At 64.5% G+C, this 17,187-nt stretch carries 16 protein-coding genes; 10 read left to right on the top strand and 6 right to left on the bottom strand.

The annotated features are described in order from the left end of the window. Positions 1 to 120: 120 nt before the first annotated feature. Positions 121 to 1,143 carry a hypothetical protein gene (locus XI06_RS11615; RefSeq protein WP_271605346.1) on the bottom strand — a complete coding sequence of 341 codons (1,023 nt, stop codon included), beginning with the start codon at positions 1,141 to 1,143 and terminating at the stop codon, positions 121 to 123. Between the two features lie 281 nt (positions 1,144 to 1,424). On the opposite strand from XI06_RS11615, the gene XI06_RS11610 reads away from it, so the two are divergent. Continuing rightward, positions 1,425 to 2,675 carry an SAM-dependent methyltransferase gene (locus XI06_RS11610; RefSeq protein ID WP_237858359.1) on the top strand — a complete coding sequence of 417 codons (1,251 nt, stop codon included), beginning with the start codon at positions 1,425 to 1,427 and terminating at the stop codon, positions 2,673 to 2,675. Between the two features lie 3 nt (positions 2,676 to 2,678). Here the strand turns inward: XI06_RS11610 and XI06_RS11605 are convergent, their stop codons facing one another. After that, a complete protein-coding gene (locus XI06_RS11605; protein ID WP_271605345.1) occupies positions 2,679 to 2,885 on the bottom strand; it encodes a transcriptional regulator in 207 nt (68 codons plus the stop codon). Positions 2,886 to 3,434: 549 nt separating this feature from the next. Here XI06_RS11605 and XI06_RS11600 point away from each other — a divergent pair. Both XI06_RS11600 and alr read left to right on the top strand, forming a co-directional pair. Next, positions 3,435 to 4,946, top strand: coding sequence for a replicative DNA helicase (locus XI06_RS11600; RefSeq protein ID WP_237858363.1), 1,512 nt, complete (start codon positions 3,435 to 3,437; stop codon positions 4,944 to 4,946). A 47-nt stretch (positions 4,947 to 4,993) separates the two neighbouring features. Further along, positions 4,994 to 6,271 carry an alanine racemase gene (gene alr, locus XI06_RS11595; protein ID WP_237859396.1) on the top strand — a complete coding sequence of 426 codons (1,278 nt, stop codon included), beginning with the start codon at positions 4,994 to 4,996 and terminating at the stop codon, positions 6,269 to 6,271. 12 nt (positions 6,272 to 6,283) lie between these two features. Here alr and XI06_RS11590 read toward each other — a convergent pair whose 3' ends face one another. Then, complete coding sequence (locus XI06_RS11590; protein ID WP_237858365.1) at positions 6,284 to 6,502, bottom strand: cysteine rich repeat-containing protein; 219 nt, start codon at positions 6,500 to 6,502, stop codon at positions 6,284 to 6,286. Positions 6,503 to 6,543: 41 nt separating this feature from the next. On the opposite strand from XI06_RS11590, the gene XI06_RS11585 reads away from it, so the two are divergent. Next, on the top strand, positions 6,544 to 7,314 hold the full coding sequence (locus XI06_RS11585) for an exodeoxyribonuclease III (protein ID WP_237858369.1): 771 nt from the start codon (positions 6,544 to 6,546) through the stop codon (positions 7,312 to 7,314). A 7-nt stretch (positions 7,315 to 7,321) separates the two neighbouring features. Here XI06_RS11585 and XI06_RS11580 read toward each other — a convergent pair whose 3' ends face one another. Beyond that, positions 7,322 to 7,690: a GFA family protein gene (locus XI06_RS11580; protein WP_237858372.1), complete on the bottom strand. Its 369-nt coding sequence runs from the start codon at positions 7,688 to 7,690 to the stop codon at positions 7,322 to 7,324. A 272-nt stretch (positions 7,691 to 7,962) separates the two neighbouring features. On the opposite strand from XI06_RS11580, the gene XI06_RS11575 reads away from it, so the two are divergent. Then, positions 7,963 to 8,688, top strand: coding sequence for a sulfite exporter TauE/SafE family protein (locus XI06_RS11575; RefSeq protein WP_237858373.1), 726 nt, complete (start codon positions 7,963 to 7,965; stop codon positions 8,686 to 8,688). A 102-nt stretch (positions 8,689 to 8,790) separates the two neighbouring features. On the opposite strand, the gene XI06_RS11570 is transcribed toward XI06_RS11575, so the two are convergent. Next, the gene (locus XI06_RS11570) at positions 8,791 to 10,827 is read right to left on the bottom strand and encodes a putative bifunctional diguanylate cyclase/phosphodiesterase (protein ID WP_271605344.1); all 2,037 of its coding nucleotides are present in this window, start codon (positions 10,825 to 10,827) and stop codon (positions 8,791 to 8,793) included. Positions 10,828 to 10,844: 17 nt separating this feature from the next. After that, a complete protein-coding gene (locus XI06_RS11565) occupies positions 10,845 to 12,002 on the bottom strand; it encodes an ABC transporter substrate-binding protein (RefSeq protein ID WP_237890197.1) in 1,158 nt (385 codons plus the stop codon). Between the two features lie 202 nt (positions 12,003 to 12,204). Here XI06_RS11565 and radA point away from each other — a divergent pair, with 202 nt between their 5' ends. The 5 genes from radA to XI06_RS11540 all read left to right on the top strand — a co-directional run bounded on the left by radA (position 12,205) and on the right by XI06_RS11540 (position 16,980). Then, positions 12,205 to 13,653, top strand: coding sequence for a DNA repair protein RadA (gene radA / locus XI06_RS11560; RefSeq protein ID WP_237858379.1), 1,449 nt, complete (start codon positions 12,205 to 12,207; stop codon positions 13,651 to 13,653). 168 nt (positions 13,654 to 13,821) lie between these two features. Next, positions 13,822 to 14,451, top strand: coding sequence for a CvpA family protein (locus tag XI06_RS11555; RefSeq protein WP_092234672.1), 630 nt, complete (start codon positions 13,822 to 13,824; stop codon positions 14,449 to 14,451). Positions 14,452 to 14,480: 29 nt separating this feature from the next. After that, positions 14,481 to 15,992 carry an amidophosphoribosyltransferase gene (gene purF / locus XI06_RS11550; protein WP_237869410.1) on the top strand — a complete coding sequence of 504 codons (1,512 nt, stop codon included), beginning with the start codon at positions 14,481 to 14,483 and terminating at the stop codon, positions 15,990 to 15,992. 16 nt (positions 15,993 to 16,008) lie between these two features. Next, on the top strand, positions 16,009 to 16,152 hold the full coding sequence (locus XI06_RS11545; protein WP_237858383.1) for a hypothetical protein: 144 nt from the start codon (positions 16,009 to 16,011) through the stop codon (positions 16,150 to 16,152). Between the two features lie 87 nt (positions 16,153 to 16,239). Continuing rightward, a complete protein-coding gene (locus tag XI06_RS11540; RefSeq protein ID WP_237858385.1) occupies positions 16,240 to 16,980 on the top strand; it encodes an SDR family NAD(P)-dependent oxidoreductase in 741 nt (246 codons plus the stop codon). Positions 16,981 to 17,187: the final 207 nt, after the last annotated feature.

Raw genomic sequence — 17,187 nt, 5'->3', positions numbered from 1 at the left:
GGCGGCCGGGCTTTTTGCTTTTGCACTGACATCCTCGCTCAGCATCGCGATCGAAGCGAGCGCTGAAGACGACGAAGGCCGCGCTGGGCGCGGCCTTCGGAGATCGAGGGGATGTGCTGCTTAACGCGAGATCGGCGGAGCCGGCGGGCCGGACGACTCGGCGGGCGCGGGCGACGGAGCCGCGGCGGGTGCAGCAGGCGCCGGCTCTGCCGCCTTAGCTGCCGGCTCGGCGCTGGGCTCTGCCGGTTTGGAAACGGCCGCTTCCGCGGGCTTGGGCGCAGCCGGTTCAGCCGGCTTGGCGGCGGCCGGCGGTGCCGGCGTCACCTGCGGCACCGGATCGGGACGCAAAGCCGGCGTCTCGCTGGTGCTCGGCTCGACCTTGGCGCTCTCCGGCTTGGCTTCTGCGGGCTTCTCCGCCGGCTTCGCGCTGTCGGGCTTGGACTCGGAATCGACCTTCGCGCTCTCGCTCTTCGGTTCGATCTTGGGCTCGGTCTTGGGCTCGGTCTTGGGTTCAATCTTGGAATCGACCTTGGGCTCAACCTTCGGCGCGCCGGCGTCTTCGGTTGCCGGCTTGGCGCGCTTGCTCAGCCGCTTGCCCTTGCGGCCCTCGGGCGGCTGTTCAGTGGTGGCCTCAGGCTTTGCGCTCTCCTTTGCACCTTCCTTGGCACCTTCCTCGCTCGGCCGCGCCGCGCGCTTCTGGCGGCCCTCAGGCGCCTGAGTAGCCGCGCCCTCGCCCTCCGGCTTGGCGGCTTCCTGACGCTGCCGGCGGCCCTGATGCTCGGGCGACTGTCCCGGAGTCGTGTTGGCATCCTTCTCCTTGGCGCCGTCCTTCTTGTCCTTGCCGCCGTCCTTGGACTGATAGCGGGCGTCGGTGGCACCGTTGGAGACGAGATAGGAGGCCAGCACACCGGCCATGTCGGGGCTGGTGGTGTAGTGCTGACGCAGGAAGCCCGGCAGCGAGCCCGGCGACACCGTCTTCAACAGCCCCCGCGGGCTCTTGTGGCAGGCATTGCAAGTCTGCGCGAAGATCTGGGATGGGGCCTTGCCGGCCTCGAGGTTCGTCGCCTGCGCCAGAACGGCATCGGAGGCGCCGAAGCCGATCAGAAACAGCACCGTGGCGAGGCTGAGCGCTCGGCTCGACATTCCCATCATCTCCATTGAAATCCGACAGATACGGCCGGCATTCGGCGCGGCGGCGGTCACCTTTTATCCGATTGCGCTGCGAATGGAAGCAGGCTCCAGGCGCAAGGATGTGATTAAGCGCCTTGGGAATATCTGCCGTGAACACAACGCAATAGCGGCACCCGAAAGCCCTCCCCAGATTTAGATGCAAACGCATAGGAACCCGAGCGGGACCCTGAGCGTCAGAGCGAAAAGGCCGGGTTAGTCGCATCTCTTCGGGTTCGCTCAAGAGGAAGGTGTGGATGGACCGATTGTTACGTAGCTTCCTGTCTCAATTCATTCGCCGCGGGTCGATGACAGTGACAACGGCAACGGGATCGCAATTCACTGTCGGCGATGGCTCGGGCGAGCCGATCGCCGTGCGCTTCGCCACATCAGACGCAGAGCGAAAGATCCTCATCAATCCCGAGCTCGGGCTTGGCGAGGCCTATATGAACGGCGAGTTCGTCGTCGAGCGTGGCAACATAGCTGATGTCCTCGCGATCCTGCTCGACCAGGCCGAGCTGCTGCCGCGCTGGGCAAAGCCCTGGTGGCACCTGCGCTATCTCGTCCGGCATCTGAGACAGTTCAATCCGCGGACACGCTCGCGCAGCAACGTCGCGCATCATTACGATCTCGACGCGCGGCTCTATTCGCTCTTCCTCGACGCCGACAAGCAATATAGCTGCGCCTATTTCGAGACGCCCGACGCCACGCTCGACGACGCGCAGCTCGCCAAGAAGCGGCACGTCACCGCAAAGCTGCGGGCCAAGCCCGGCCAGCGCGTGCTCGACATCGGCTCGGGCTGGGGCGGGCTCGGTCTCTATCTCGCCGAGATCGCGGGCGCCGACGTGACCGGCGTGACGCTGTCAACGGAGCAGTTGCAGCTTGCGAATGCGCGCGCCGCCGAGAAGGGTCTGACGCATCAGGTACGCTTCCTGCTCCAGGACTATCGCGACATCGCGGGGCCATTCGACCGTATCGTGTCGGTTGGCATGTTCGAGCATGTCGGAGCCAGATTCTATGACAGTTATTTCCAGCGCTGCGCCGAGCTGCTCAGCGACGACGGCGTCATGTTGCTGCACTCGATCGGCCGCTCGCAGGGACCGGATTCGACCAATCCCTGGATCGCCAAATACATCTTCCCCGGCGGCTACATCCCGTCACTCTCGGAGGTGTTGCCCGCAATTGAGAACGCCGGTCTATTGGTCTGCGACATCGAGATTCTGCGGCTGCACTACGCCGAGACGTTGAAAGCCTGGCGCGAGCGCTTCATTGCGCGGCGCGAGGAAGCCGTGCAGCTTTACGACGAGCGCTTTGCGTTGATGTGGGAATTTTATCTCGCCGCCTGCGAGATGACGTTCCGCAAGCAGGGCATGATGAACTTCCAGATCCAGCTGACCAAGCGCCAGGGCGTGGTGCCGATGACCCGCGATTATATCGTCCACGAGGAAGCCCGGCTGCGCGCCCTCGAGGGCGGCGCCAAACCGAAGCTGAAGCTTGCTGGTGAATAAGTCCTAGTGACGAAGGGCCGAAATCGACGAAACCCGGAAAGACGCCGTTAGTGCCAATTGCGCCCTGAGCGCCACGATGACCTCTGGAGCGACCGGCTGACGCCGGATCTCGGGCCGCTCGGCGTGATGCATGGCGGCGATCAGCCCGGACAACCAGAGCCGGCTGCCTGCCTCGCTTCGCCAGATCTGCTGCTGCCGTTCTGGCCGCATCGCTTGCCTCGTTCCCTGTTGGCGGGGCGTTGGAGACAATCCCCTGCCCGTCTGCCTGTTCCTTGTCCTACCCCCGAAAGAATCCGGGTAGATGTGATCTGGTTCACATTCCTCTCGACGGCGCTGCCTTAGACCGTCGCCATGAGCAAAGAGACCCGAACCTCCTTCGACGTGCAGGACGACCTCCGCACCGATTACGCCCTGATCGCCACCGGCGTCGGCGCTGCGCTGGTTGCGCTGGTCTACCTCCTGCTGGTCTGAATCCGTCCCGGAAGCGCCAGCGCGCCGTTTTCGCGCGCCTTTAAATACGTCTGCATTCAAATCATTAGGTTCATCGTTTCCGGATTTTTCCGTGGCGCGATCGCGGCCGATTCCGGTTCGGGCTTGAGTTCCGTGAAATTCCGTCAAGCGCGGCGAATGCCGCGGCCGCCAATCATCCACCGCTTTTAAGATCGGTTGATAGTGACGAAGTTTTAGCTTCCGCTTTGGCCTGGAGCGGCGCTTTATCCCGGCCCCGCATCCGCCGCAGAAAATTGCTATCGGTCGACCATGGCCCTGACTGATTCGAACGTCCTGAAACTCGCGCCCGAGCCCGGAACGCCCGCTTATCGGAGCGCGCCGCACAATATCGAGGCGGAACAGAGCCTTCTGGGCGCGATTCTGGTCAACAACGACGCCTTCTACCGGGTCTCCGACTTCCTGGAGGCGAAGCATTTCTTCGAGCCGCTGCACCAGACCATTTTCGAGACCGCCGGCAGCCTGATCCGGATGGGCAAGATCGCCACGCCCGTCACGTTGAAGACGTTCCTGCCCGCCGACACCGACGTCGGTGGCATGACCATCGGCCAATATCTGGCGCGGCTCGCGGCCGAAGCGACCACCATCATCAACGCCCAAGACTATGGGCGCACGGTCTACGACCTATCCTTGCGCCGTGACCTGATCGGCATCGGCGAGGACATGGTCAATGTCGCTTATGACGCGCCGGTCGACTTCCAGCCGCGGGCGCAGATCGAGGACGCCGAGCGAAAGCTCTACGAACTTGCCGAGTCCGGCCGCTACGACGGCGGCTTCCAGAAATTCTCGCAGGCGCTGGCGGTCGCAGTCGATCTCGCGGCCAAGGCCTTCCAGCGCGACGGAAAACTGTCCGGCATTTCGACGGGCATGCGCGACCTCGACACCAAGATGGGCGGCCTGCAGCACTCCGACCTCATTATCGTCGCCGGCCGTCCCGGCATGGGCAAGACCTCACTTGCGACCAACATCGCCTACAACGTCGCACGAGCCTACGTTCCGGAACTCCAGGCCGACGGCACCACCAAGGCCGCCAATGGCGGCGTGATCGGATTCTTCTCCTGCGAAATGTCGGCCGACCAGCTCGCCACGCGTATCGTGGCCGAGCGCACCGGCGTTCCCTCCTCCCACATCCGCCGCGGCGGCATCTCGGAAGCCGATTTCGAGAAGATCCGGGAGGTCTCGATCGAGCTGCAATCGCTGCCGTTCTATGTCGACGCGACGGGTGGCCTGTCGATCGCGCAATTGATGGCGCGCGCACGCCGGCTCAAGCGACAGAAGGGCCTCGACCTTCTCGTGATCGACTACATCCAGCTGCTCTCCGGCTCAAGCAAGCGCGCCAGCGACAGCCGCGTGCAGGAAATCACGGAGATCACGACCAGCCTGAAGGCACTCGCCAAGGAACTCAATGTTCCCGTCATCGCGTTGTCGCAGCTCTCACGTCAGGTCGAGTCCCGCGACGACAAACGGCCGCAGCTCTCCGACTTGCGTGAATCCGGATCAATCGAGCAGGACGCCGACGTCGTCCTGTTCGTGTACCGCGAGGAATATTATCTCGCGATGAAGGAGCCTCGCCCGGGAACGCCCGAACACGAGAAGTGGCAGCTCGACATGAGCCTTGCGCACGGAAAAGCCGAGGTCATCATCGGCAAGCAGCGCCACGGTCCGACCGGCACCGTCGATTTGGCGTTCGAAGCCTCGGTCACAAGGTTCGGCGACCTCGCGCCAGACGCTCAGCTGCCGGCTCGCGCCGGCGATGACTACTGAGTTCCTTGAACCGGCCCTGCCTCTTCGCGTAAAACGGCGCCATGACAATGGCGTCCGACCCGAACATGATCCCGCAATCCGGCCTTCTTTCCGCGGAGGCCAACCAGGCTGCCGCGCTCGCCGCCTTTGGCGGCGTGCTCACCGTCGATCTCGACGCCATCATCGCCAACTGGCGCAAGCTCGAGAAGACCGCCGTGCCGGCCGAGTGCTCGGCGGTGATCAAGGCCGACGCCTATGGCTGCGGCACCGCGCAGGTCGCGCAGGCGCTCAACAAGGCCGGCTGCAAGACCTTCTTCGTCGCCACTATCGAGGAGGCCCGCACGGCGCGCGCGGCGGTCCCTGACGCCACGATCTACGTGCTCGGCGGCTATTTCCAGAACACCGGCGAGCACTACGCCAAGATCAACTGCCGTCCGGTGATCGGCGATCTCAACGAGCTCGCCGAATGGGACGTGTTCTGCCGCCGCACCGGCTGGTCCGGCGGCGCTGCCATCCATATCGACACCGGCATGAACCGGCTCGGGCTGACGCTCTCGGAGGCGCAGGCCATCATCCCCCGCATCAATGCCGGCGATCACGGCATCACGCTGGTGATGAGCCACCTGGTCTCGGCCGAGCAGCTCAACAGCCCCATCAACGCAAAGCAACTCGCGGCCTTCCGCGGCATCGCCAGCGAATTCTCAGGTGTGCCGGCGGCGCTCGCCAATTCATCCGGCATCTTCCTCGGCGCGCCGTTCCAGTTCGACCTGGTCCGGCCGGGCGCCGCGCTCTACGGCGTCAATCCGACGCCGGAGGCCGACAATCCGATGCAGCAGGTGGTCGACCTCAAGGCGCGTATCGTGCAGATCCGCTCGATCGAGCGCGGTGAGACCGTCGGCTATGGCGGCACCTGGTCCGCACGGCGGCCGACCAAGCTTGCGATCATCGCGGTCGGCTATGCCGACGGCTATTTCCGTGCCGCCAGTTCCAATGACGGCACGCGCGGTGCCGAGGTGATCGTCGCCGGCAAGCGCTGCCCGGTCGCGGGGCGCATCTCGATGGACCTGATTGCGATCGACATCACCGATCTGCCGCCGAACGCGGCGCGCCGCGGCCACATGGTGACGCTGCTCGGCGAGGGCATCACCGTCGACGAGCTCGCGCATCATTTCGGCACGATCGGCTATGAGGTGCTGACCAGCCTCGGCCACCGCTACGCCCGCGTCTACAAGGGCGGCAACGTGGTCGAGCCGCTGGTGAAGCCGGAACCCGCGAAGGCCGCGGAACAGCCACCCTCCCCGCCACCGCTCGAGCAGCCTTCGGCTCCGCCGCCACTGCCGAGCTGAGCGTCTCGCCGCTTACTTCTTCCGGCTGTCCAATGCCGCCTTGCAGGTCGCGCTGAGCTGGTCGCGCTTGGCGTTGAGGCAGGCGATGATCTTGCCGCCGCCCGGCGCAATGCCGGCGCAGAACTTGTCGTAATCCACCTTGCACGCGCCGCGCGGATCGGGCGATTGTGCCGAAGCTGTCCCGGAGATCGCAGCAACGACGATGAAGGCGGCAAAGGTCAATTTGGACATTGTATCTCCGGTGTGGGGACGTACGAGGCGATCAGCTCTACATGAAGATTGCGACATTCAACATCAACAACATCAACCGCCGCCTGCCCAATCTGCTCGCATGGTTGCGCGCGGCAAAGCCTGATGTCGTCGCGCTTCAGGAATTGAAGGCAAGTGATGGCGAATTTCCGGCAGAAGCGATCGAAAGAGCCGGCTACGGCGCAGTCTGGCGTGGACAGAAGACCTGGAACGGCGTCGCCATCCTCGCCCGCAATGCCGAGCCCGTGCTGACGCGCGACCGCCTGCCGGGACGGCCCGACGATCACGAGGCGCGCTACATCGAGGCTGCCGTGCGCGGCGTCATCGTCACCAGCATTTATCTGCCGAACGGCAACCCGCAGCCGGGGCCAAAATTCGACTACAAGCTCGACTGGTTCGCGCGGCTGAAGCGCCACGCCAAGACCTTTCTCAAGCAGGATCTGCCCGTCGTGCTCGCAGGCGACTACAACGTTGCGCCCACAGAGATCGACATTTATCCGACGCGCTCATGGGACAAGGATGCGCTGATCCAGCCGAAGAGCCGCGCGGCCTTCGCCTCGCTTGTCGAGCAAGGCTGGTGCGATGCGATCCGCGAACTGCACGGAGACAAGCGCATCTACACCTTCTGGGACTACAAGCGGAACCGGTGGCCGCGCGATGCGGGCCTGCGGCTTGATCATCTGCTGCTGAGCCCCGCCCTGGTCTCGCGACTGACAAAGGCTGGCGTCGACAAGAAGGTGCGGGGCGAAGAAGGTGCGAGCGATCATGCACCGGCGTGGGTGGTGCTCAAATAAGCGATCGTCACCACAGATTCTTGCCGTCGATCATATTGACCGGCACCGCCTCCAGGTCGAAATCGTCGAACAGGCGTGCGTTCACCGCGACCTTGGGATTGTCGAAATCGGGCTTGCCGGTCGACCAGTCCGGCGACTCCGAATAGGTGCCGCAGCCGCAATTCGCGCAGTAATGATGCTTGACGGTGCGGCTCCCCCACAGATAGGTCGCGACATTGTCGGGGGGCGACAGCAGGCGAAATTGCGCCGGCGTGTAATAGGCCCACAGCGCACCGCGCTTGGCGCAGAGCGAGCAGGTGCAACGCGTCACGCTCGCAGGCGCCTCTGTCACCTCGAACACCGTCTCACCGCAATGACAGCTTGCCTCGACCGGCATGATCCGCTCCCCGCTTTGTCAGGAGGTGGTCATAGCCCGCCCCTGCTGCCAACATGCTGTCAGCAGTACTTGCACCCAAACAGATCATGAAGAACAACCCCATGCACAGTAGACGACTCCCGCCAGACAAGCTTATGCGGTTATTCCGAAATTCAATTTGACTCGTCGGGCAAAACACTGGCAGGATGTCACCATAGACGGCTCCCTGTGCACCGCGAGCAGCAAGCACTGATCGGGAACTGTCATTCCCCGAGCCCCGGAGCGTGCCTCCCTTGGCCTTCCTCTTCGTCCTCAGCGTCGGCCTGATCGCAGGCACCATTTCCGGCATCGTCGGCACGGGCTCGTCGATCATGCTGATGCCGGTGCTGGTCTACGCGTATGGGCCGAAAGAGGCCGTGCCGATCATGGCCATTGCTTCCGTGATGGCAAATTTTTCGCGGATTCTGGCGTGGTGGCGCGAGGTCGACTGGCGGGCGTGCCTGGCCTATTCGGTCACAGGCATCCCGGCCGCAGCGCTGGGCGCACGGACGCTGCTCGCCCTGCCCTCACATACGGTCGACCTCGCCATCGGCATCTTCCTGATCGCGATGGTGCCGGTGCGGCACTGGCTGGCGCGGCACGACCTCAAGGCCAATCTCTGGCACCTCTGCGTCGGTGGCGCGATCATCGGCTATCTCACCGGCATCGTGGTCTCGACCGGTCCGCTCAGCGTGCCGCTGTTTTTGTTCTACGGCCTCTCCAGAGGCGCGTTTCTCGCGACCGAGGCTGCCGCCTCGCTCGGCCTCTACTTCGCCAAATCGGTGACGTTCGAGCGCTTCGGCGCGCTGACGCAGGAGGTCTTCATCAAGGGCCTGATCGCGGGCTCCTCGCTGATGGCAGGCGCCTTCGTCGCCAAGCGCTTCGTGCTGCACCTGAAACCGGAGATGTTTCGCCTGGTGATGGACGCGATCATGATCGCAGCCGGGCTTTCGATGCTCTGGAATGCGACGCAGCCGTAAAGCGCGATGAGATTGAGTTGAGTCGTCATCGCGCTTTAGCTCTTTGTTTGGCATGATCTTTTCGGAAAACCGTTTCACACTTTCCGGATCATGCTCTAGCGCTCAAGCGGCGAATTCGGGCGCGATCGACGGGCTGTCGACCAGCCCGCGGTCTTCGCCGCCGCCAATTTCCGCAAGCTGGCGCAGGACCGCATCGAGCGGCTGCGGCTTGTGATACAGAAAGCCCTGGCCGAGCCTCACACCCATCTCGCGCATCGCCTGCGCCTGCTCGGCCCGTTCGATGCCTTCCGCAACCAGCGTGAGCCCCAGCGTGCCCGCGAGCGAGGCGATCACGCCGACGATCGCCTTGTCCTCGGCGCTTTCAGGAATTTCGCGGATGAAGGCCTTGTCGATCTTGACCTTGTCGAGCGGAAACCGCCTGAGATGCGCAAGCGAGCTGTAGCCGGTGCCGAAATCGTCGAGCGCAATGGTCGCCCCCAGGCGCCGCAGCCGGCGCAGCGTGTCCGATGCGCTGGCCATGTTGTTGATCAGCGATCCTTCGGTGATCTCGAGCTCGAGCAACGAGGGCGCAACATCGAACCGCTCGCACGTCTCGCGCAAGCAGGCGGCGAGCGAATGGTCGGCAAGCTCCGAGGGCGGCAAATTGATCGCGATCCTGATGTGCGGCCTGCCAGCCTCGGCCAGCTGTTGCAGCGCGCGGCAGGCGTCGGTCAGCACGTAGCGCGTCAGGCGCGCATTGTTGCCGCTGCGCTCGATCAGCGGCAGGAATTCACCAGGGCCGATCACGCCATGCTCCGGATGACGCCAGCGGATGAGTGCCTCCAGGCTGATGATGTCCTGGGTCACGAGGTCGACCTGGCTCTGATACCAGACCTCGAACTGCCCCTCGGAGAAGCCTGTCGGAATGGCAAGCTCCAGATCCCTGCGGCGGCGATAATCGTGTTGAAGCGCTTCATCCAGCACCGCGACGGTGCCGGGTGCCTTGCTCTTGGCGTGGTAGAGCGCGATGTCGGCGAGCGCCGGCAAGTGCGACAATTCAGGATCGCCGGCACGGCGCACGGCAAGGCCGATGCTGGCGCGCGGCACGACCTGCTTGTCATGCAGCATGATCGGCTCGGAGATCGCCTCCAGCAATTGCCGCGCGAAAGCCTGCGCGACCGCTTCATTGCTGACCTCGGGGCGAATGACAACGAACTCGTCGCCGCCGAGCCGCGCGACCCAATCTTCCGCCTCGACCGTGCCGCGAAGCCGCTCCGAGATATGGACCAGGAATTTGTCGCCGGCGTCGTGGCCAAAGGTGTCGTTGATGCCCTTGAAATCATCGAGATCGATGAAGCAGAACGCGATCAGCGCGTCCTGAGAGCCGGCATCCCGGCTCAACGTCGCCAGGCGCTCGGACAGGGTGCGGCGGTTGGGCAGCCCCGTGAGCGGATCGTGCGAGGCCATGTGGCCGAGCCGGTCGAGCGCGCCCGAGGTCGTATGCTGCATCGCGTTGAAGGCGATCGCGAGCTGGCCGAATTCGTTGGACGATTTGACATCGGCTGGATAAGCGCGGCTGTCCTGCTTGCTGCGCTGGATCGCCGACATCATCGCAGCCAGCGGCTTGCCGATGAAGATGTTGGCGGAGATCCGCATCGCGATCACGGTCGCAAGCGTTGCGAGCAGACCGACGACGAGAAGCAGCCCCAGCCTGCTGCCCGCGTCCATATAGAGGCTCGCGTAGGAATAGGCGATCGCGATGCGACCGGCCTGAACGGCCATGTTGCCGTTGCTGTAGTTGATCGGGCGCGAGACTTCCGTGAGCGCCTGTACCTCGGGCCGCGCCACCACGCGGGCGACCACGACGCCGGTGTCGTCGTAGACGGCGGCCGCCGCGATGGTTTCGTCGTGCATGATCTCGTTGAGCACGCCTGTGACCCGGTCATAGCGCATCTTCCAGAGCGGCTCGGCGATCAGCTCGGCGCGGCTCTCGGCGACGCGGGCAATGCGTGCATCGAGCTGCCTGATCTGCGCCCAGAAGTTCGAGACCTCGACGCCGGCCGAAGCGAGCAGCTGCACCAGCAGCAGCACGGGCACGGTCGCCCAGATCATCGCGCGAACGACCGAGCGCGATGGTGCCGGCTTGCTCGAACCGTTCATCCCCTCAGCGTCCCGCATCATTCACCGGCGCCGCCTGGAGGCGATATTGAGGAGATCAGAGCCTCCACAGAGAAGTCGTATTGGCCACAATGTCCTGCCTTGGCCCTGAACTGCGCAAAATCGATCTGGTCGAAGGCATGAGTGGCGATCAGCGTAGCGACGGAGGCGAGATTGTCGCGCGTGATCGCCGACGTCTTGACCTCGACATGCGGCGAGGTGGCCGCGAAATCGCAACCGTCGGCAAAGTCGCGGAGCAGCACGATCGACCAGCCGCCAAGCAGGAAGTGGCCGCCATCGGTCAGCAGCAGGCGGCCGGCCTTGATTTCGCGCAGCGCGTCCTCCGACCAGTTGAGGCCGACCACCTGGATCGCCTCACCCGGTGTGATGCCGGCGGCCGCGACAGCCTTGAGCGCGCCCAGCGCCATCGGGTCGTTGCCGGCCCAGATCCCCGCGGGACGAATGCCCTTGCGCTGCGCCCAGCCGAGATAATTGGCCGCGACCTGCTCCGCTTCGGACTGCGTCCAGTTCGCGAACAGCATCCGATCCAGCACCACGTCAGGCGCGGCTGCGACCGCGAGTTGGAGGCCGGCATTGCGGGCGATCGAAGCTGGCGTGATCTCGTCGCCGCCGATCGCGAGAAGATGGATCTTGCCGTCGGGGCTTTGCCATTTTTCGTTGCGGGCCGCGCCGATAAGTGCATTCGCCATCCGCGCGCCTGCGGTCGCCAGATCGGTCGTGATGTCCCCGAGCCAATTCTTGAGAATGTGGCGCGGCGGTCCAAGACGTTTCGCATCCTCGCCGATCAACGAATTCGACAGCAACAGCGTCTTGATGCCCGCGGCCTCTGCGGCCTCCAGGATCGGAACGGCGGCGGACTCTTCGTTCGAGAGAATGAGGAAGTCGGGCTTATCGGCGCGTGCGACCACACCGAGACCGAGCTCCTGCATGGTCCGGTAGTTGCGCTCGCTGGTCAGCACCTCGACCTTGGCGTTAAGCTTGCGGCCGGCGGCCTGCATGGTCTGGGCGACCATGTCCCAATAGACCTCGCCGGTCTTGCCCGGGCTCACGAAGACGATGTTGAGCGGTTTTGCATCGGCCGCAACAGCGGAGCCGGCTGGCGCAAGAATGCCGCAGGCGATGCTCACTGCGAGCCATATGCGCAAGATTATCGTCATTTGTTTCGTCACCCCGTCTTGGTTCCGAAACTGGACCCGCGTCCGCTAACATTTGGCAAAGTCCGGTATGATGCGGCGGCGTAGTGCTAACAAAGGGTGTATCGGCTGCGCGGAATGGGCTCATGGAAGGGCTTACGGACACCCGCGCCGCCCACCGTTCCGTGCTATCAGCGCATTTTGTAACCTCCGACTCACCATACTCATGGCCAAGAACACGCTTTCCTTCGTCTGCCAGAACTGCGGCGCGGCCTACAACCGCTGGCAGGGCAAATGCGAGTCCTGCGGCGAGTGGAATACGCTCGCCGAGGAAGACACCAGCGGCAGCGTGCCGGTCTCGATCCGCTCCAAGCGCAAGGGCCGAACCTTTGCGCTTGAGAGCCTGGCCGGCAAAAGCCCGGATGCGCCTCGCATGTCCTCGGGCATGACCGAACTCGACCGCGTCACCGGCGGCGGTTTTGTGCGCGGATCCGTACTGCTCGTCGGCGGCGATCCCGGCATCGGCAAGTCGACGCTGCTGACGCAGGCGACCAGCATGATGGCGCGCGCCGGCCACCGCATCGTCTACATCTCCGGCGAAGAAGCCATCGCCCAGGTGCGCTTACGCGCCGAGCGGCTTGGTCTGTCGGACGCGCCGGTGCAGCTCGCGGCCGAGACGTCGGTGGAAGATATCATCTCGACCCTGTCCGAAGGCGCGGTGCCGCGGCTGATCGTGATCGACTCGATCCAGACCATGTGGACCGACACAGTGGAATCCGCCCCCGGCACGGTCACGCAGGTGCGTGCGTCGGCGCAGGCGCTCATTCGTTTCGCCAAGAAGTCGGGCGCTGCCATCATTCTGGTCGGTCACGTCACCAAGGACGGCCAGATCGCCGGCCCCCGCGTCGTCGAGCACATGGTCGATGCCGTGATGTCCTTCGAGGGCGAAGGCTCGCAGCAGTTTCGCATCCTGCGCGCCGTCAAGAACCGCTTCGGCCCGACCGACGAGATCGGCGTGTTCGAGATGACGGGGCTCGGCTTGCGCGAGGTCACCAATCCCTCCGAGCTGTTCCTGTCCGAGCGCGATCTCGGCACGCCCGGCACCGCAGTCTTTGCGGGCATCGAGGGCACGCGGCCCGTTCTGGTCGAATTGCAGGCGCTAGTGGCGCCGACCTCGCTCGGCACCCCGCGACGGGCCGTGGTCGGCTGGGATCAGAGCCGGCTCTCGATGGTGCTGGCGGTGCTGGAAGCCCATTGCGGGGTCAAGCTGTCCGGCCACGATGTCTATCTGAATGTCGCGGGTGGTCTGCGCATCCACGAACCGGCAGCTGATATGGCCGCGGCCGCCGCGCTGGTGTCGTCCCTGGTTAATGCGCAGTTACCCACCGATGCCGTTTATTTCGGCGAGATTTCGCTCTCCGGCGTCATCCGCCCGGTGGCGCAGACCCCGGCCAGGCTCAAGGAAGCAGCCAAGCTGGGCTTCAAGCGCGCCGTGCTGCCCGAATCGGCCCGCGGCGGCGATGCCGGCGGTGATGCGGGACTGACCCTGAACGCGGTGAACAGCCTGACGACACTGGTTGCAGAGATCGCCGCCAAGGGCTCCCGCCGCGGCGACCCACCCCCGCCGGCGGAGAAAAATGCCACACCGGCAAGATTCCGCCGTGGAGAGGGGTAGCTGGAGGTGACGCCAAGCGCCCCCACCGCTATACAGCCGTCACAAAAGCAGCATGGGATTGCGTGGTTGCGGCCTTGCCGGGAACGTCGTCTGGCCTTCAGTTAGGGCGGCGGCCAAACACCGATTCGCTGAGCACCCTTTGAGCGTACGAGCGGACCAGACCAGCCGATGCCAGTTACACTCCTCGACCTGATCCTGCTCGGTGTGATGCTGATCTCGGGCCTGCTCGCCATGGTCCGCGGCTTCATGCGCGAGATCCTCTCGATCGCAGCCTGGGGCACGGCGGCGATCGTGACGCTGTACTCGTTTTCCAAGCTGCTGCCGACCGCCAAGACCTATTTCAACAACGACACCGTCGCGAGCGTGGTGGTGGTCGCCGGCGTGTTCGTCGGTACCCTGGTCGTGGTCTCCGTGATCACGGTCCGGATCTCCGACATGATCCTGGATTCGCGCATCGGCGCGCTGGACCGCACCCTCGGCTTCCTGTTTGGCCTGGCTCGCGGGCTCTTGATCGTCGTGGTCGCCTTCCTGTTCTTCACCTGGCTGGTGCCGGACAAGCAGCGCCCGGACTGGGTCTCAGGGGCCAAATCCCGCGTGGTGCTCCAGGGAACCGGGGATTGGCTGATGTCCCTCTTGCCGGACGACCCCGAGAACACCATCTTGAAGAGATTCAAGAAAAACAAACCAGATGATGATCAAGCTGATACCGAGCAGCAGCCTTCGGGCAGTGGCGACGGCTACAGCAAACCGGCTCGTGACAGCCTGAAGAAGCTGATCGAGAAACCTGCGGCGCGTTGATTTTAGCCCTAAAGAGAGGCGCGGACGAGATGCGACACCCTGACCAGGACGCCCACACTGAACTCGATCCCGGCTCCGCCGCGCTAGAGCTTCAGGACGACCTGGACGGAGATACGGTCCGCGAGGAATGCGGCGTATTCGGCATCTACGGACATCCTGAAGCCGCCGCCATCACGGCGCTTGGTCTCCACGCCCTTCAGCATCGCGGCCAGGAAGCAGCCGGCATCGTCTCCTACGACGGCAGCCGCTTCCACAGTGAACGCCGCCTCGGCCTCGTCGGTGACACCTTCTCCCGCCGCGAGGTGATCGATCGCCTCCCCGGCACCATGGCGGTCGGTCACGTCCGCTACGCCACGACCGGCGCCACCATCCTGCGCAACGTCCAGCCGCTGTTCGCCGAGCTCAATGCCGGCGGCCTCGCGGTCGCTCACAACGGCAACCTCTCCAACGGACTGACGCTGCGCCGCGAACTCGTCAGAAGCGGCGCTATGATGCAGTCGACCTCCGACACCGAGGTGATCCTGCACTTGGTGGCGCGCTCGAGGCGCAGCCGCTTCATCGAGCGCTATATCGACGCGCTGCGTGAGATCGAAGGCGCCTATGCGCTGGTCTCGCTCACCAACAAGAAGCTGGTCGGCGCGCGCGATCCGCGTGGCATCCGCCCGCTAGTGCTGGGCGATCTCGACGGCTGCCCGATCCTGACGTCGGAGACCTGCGCGCTCGACATCATCGGCGCGCGCTTCGTGCGCGACATCGAGCCCGGCGAAGTCATCGTGTTCGACGAGAACGGCCAGGACATCCACAAGCCGTTCCCGCCGATGGCGCCGCGCCCCTGCATCTTCGAATACATCTACTTCTCGCGTCCGGATTCCATCGTCCACGGCCGCTCGGTCTACGAAGTGCGCAAGGCCTTCGGCGCGCAGCTCGCGCGCGAGAGCCATGTGCCTGTCGACGTCGTGGTGCCGGTGCCGGATTCCGGCGTGCCCGCGGCGGTCGGCTACAGCCAGCATTCGGGCGTGCCGTTCGAGCTCGGCATCATCCGCAACCACTATGTCGGCCGCACCTTCATCCAGCCGACGCAGGCGATCCGCGAATCCGGCGTGCGCATGAAGCACTCGGCCAACCGCGCCGCGATCGAAGGCAAGCGCATCATCCTGATCGACGACTCCCTGGTGCGCGGCACCACGTCGAAGAAGATCGTGCGCATGATGCGCGATGCCGGCGCCAAGGAGGTGCACTTCCGCCTCGCCTCGCCGCCGATCCTCTATCCCGACTATTACGGCATCGACCTGCCCGACCGCGGCGGTCTCCTGGCCGCGACGCATTCGCTGGAGGAGATGCGCGAGCTGATCGGCGCGGACTCACTCGCCTTCCTGTCGATCGACGGCATGTACCGCGCGATGGGCGAGCCCGGCCGCGACCCCGCCAATCCGAAGTTTGCGGATCACTGCTTCACCGGTGTCTATCCGACCCACCTCACCGACCAGACCCAGATCGAGCCGCAGCCGCGGCAGCTGTCGCTGCTGGCGGAGGCGAGCTGACGACGAAGCGGCGCCGATGCAGACGATCATCGCCATTCTTTGCGGGGTGCTTTTGGTCGGCTTCATCGTCTTCGCGTTCGTCCAGGGCATGAAGGTCACGCCCAAAAACTCGGAAAGCGGCTCGAACGACGATAATAAGCAATTGACCCGCGACCGCTAAGGCGCGGAGGCAATAATTGCGTCATACCGGGCTTGTCTCGGTGACCCATGTCTGTAAAACCCGTCGCGAAGACGTGGATACACGGACATGACAAAACCCCTCGCCAGTCGCATCGCTCTCGTCACCGGCGCCTCGCGCGGCATCGGCTTCGCCACGGCGCTCGTGCTCGCCAAGGCCGGCGCGCATATCGTTGCCACCGCGCGCACGCAAGGCGGCCTCGAGGAGCTCGACGACGAGATCCGGAAAGTAGGCGGCAGCGCCACGCTGGTACCACTCAACCTCACAGATACCGACGGCATCGCGCGGCTCGGCGCGGGCCTGCACGAGCGCTACGGCAAGCTCGACATCCTCGTCGGCAATGCCGGCGTGCTCGGCCCCTCCTCACCGATCGGCCATATCGAGCTGAAGACGTTCAACGACGTGATGGCCGTCAACGTCTCCGCGAACTTCCAGCTGATCCGCTGCATGGAGCCGCTGCTGAAGCAATCCGATGCCGGCCGCGCCGTGTTCATCACCTCGGGCGCCGCCAACAAGGCGACGGCCTATGTCAGCCCCTATGCCGCCTCCAAGGCCGCGCTGGAGACGCTGGCGCGCGCCTGGGCGCAGGAGACCGCGAATACGGCCATCCGCGTCAATTTATTCAACCCGGGCCCGGTCCGCACCCGCATGCGCGCCACCCTGATGCCGGGCGAAGATCCCGCGACGCTCGACACGCCCGAGCAAGTCGCCGAATTCATCGTTCCGATGTGCGCGCCCGACTGGACCGAGACCGGCAAGTTCTACGACTACAAGACGCGCAGCCTGATGAGCTTCCGCGCGCCGGCCTGATTGGCTGCCGCGCCTCGCCGGGATCCAGACTGCCCGAGCGCTGAAATAGCGTCTCAACGCATCTTGCCCAAAAGTTAACCGACGGATGACGCTACGACGCAGCATGATCCGGCTTAAGGTGCATTGCCGCCGTCCCTGGGACAGGCTACGGAATTTGCCGGACCGAGGCTCCGCAAGAGAGCCGTCCGCATATTTGACAATGGAGGA

Source organism: Bradyrhizobium sp. CCBAU 11434 (genome assembly GCF_028128895.1).
GTDB lineage: Bacteria > Pseudomonadota > Alphaproteobacteria > Rhizobiales > Xanthobacteraceae > Bradyrhizobium > Bradyrhizobium zhengyangense.
This window is presented reverse-complemented; position numbering and strand designations above follow the sequence as displayed.

What these genes read in the sequence shown, in the direction of transcription:
- XI06_RS11565 (WP_237890197.1), bottom strand. Translation starts at nt 12,002, where the DNA reads ATGACGATAATCTTGCGCATATGGCTCGCAGTGAGCATCGCCTGCGGC.
- XI06_RS11590 (WP_237858365.1), bottom strand. Translation starts at nt 6,502, where the DNA reads ATGTCCAAATTGACCTTTGCCGCCTTCATCGTCGTTGCTGCGATCTCC.
- XI06_RS11615 (WP_271605346.1), bottom strand. Translation starts at nt 1,143, where the DNA reads ATGTCGAGCCGAGCGCTCAGCCTCGCCACGGTGCTGTTTCTGATCGGC.
- XI06_RS11585 (WP_237858369.1), top strand. Translation starts at nt 6,544, where the DNA reads ATGAAGATTGCGACATTCAACATCAACAACATCAACCGCCGCCTGCCC.
- XI06_RS11545 (WP_237858383.1), top strand. Translation starts at nt 16,009, where the DNA reads ATGCAGACGATCATCGCCATTCTTTGCGGGGTGCTTTTGGTCGGCTTC.
- purF (WP_237869410.1), top strand. Translation starts at nt 14,481, where the DNA reads ATGCGACACCCTGACCAGGACGCCCACACTGAACTCGATCCCGGCTCC.
- XI06_RS11580 (WP_237858372.1), bottom strand. Translation starts at nt 7,690, where the DNA reads ATGCCGGTCGAGGCAAGCTGTCATTGCGGTGAGACGGTGTTCGAGGTG.
- XI06_RS11605 (WP_271605345.1), bottom strand. Translation starts at nt 2,885, where the DNA reads ATGCGGCCAGAACGGCAGCAGCAGATCTGGCGAAGCGAGGCAGGCAGC.
- XI06_RS11540 (WP_237858385.1), top strand. Translation starts at nt 16,240, where the DNA reads ATGACAAAACCCCTCGCCAGTCGCATCGCTCTCGTCACCGGCGCCTCG.
- XI06_RS11610 (WP_237858359.1), top strand. Translation starts at nt 1,425, where the DNA reads ATGGACCGATTGTTACGTAGCTTCCTGTCTCAATTCATTCGCCGCGGG.
- XI06_RS11600 (WP_237858363.1), top strand. Translation starts at nt 3,435, where the DNA reads ATGGCCCTGACTGATTCGAACGTCCTGAAACTCGCGCCCGAGCCCGGA.
- radA (WP_237858379.1), top strand. Translation starts at nt 12,205, where the DNA reads ATGGCCAAGAACACGCTTTCCTTCGTCTGCCAGAACTGCGGCGCGGCC.
- alr (WP_237859396.1), top strand. Translation starts at nt 4,994, where the DNA reads ATGGCGTCCGACCCGAACATGATCCCGCAATCCGGCCTTCTTTCCGCG.
- XI06_RS11570 (WP_271605344.1), bottom strand. Translation starts at nt 10,827, where the DNA reads ATGAACGGTTCGAGCAAGCCGGCACCATCGCGCTCGGTCGTTCGCGCG.
- XI06_RS11555 (WP_092234672.1), top strand. Translation starts at nt 13,822, where the DNA reads ATGCCAGTTACACTCCTCGACCTGATCCTGCTCGGTGTGATGCTGATC.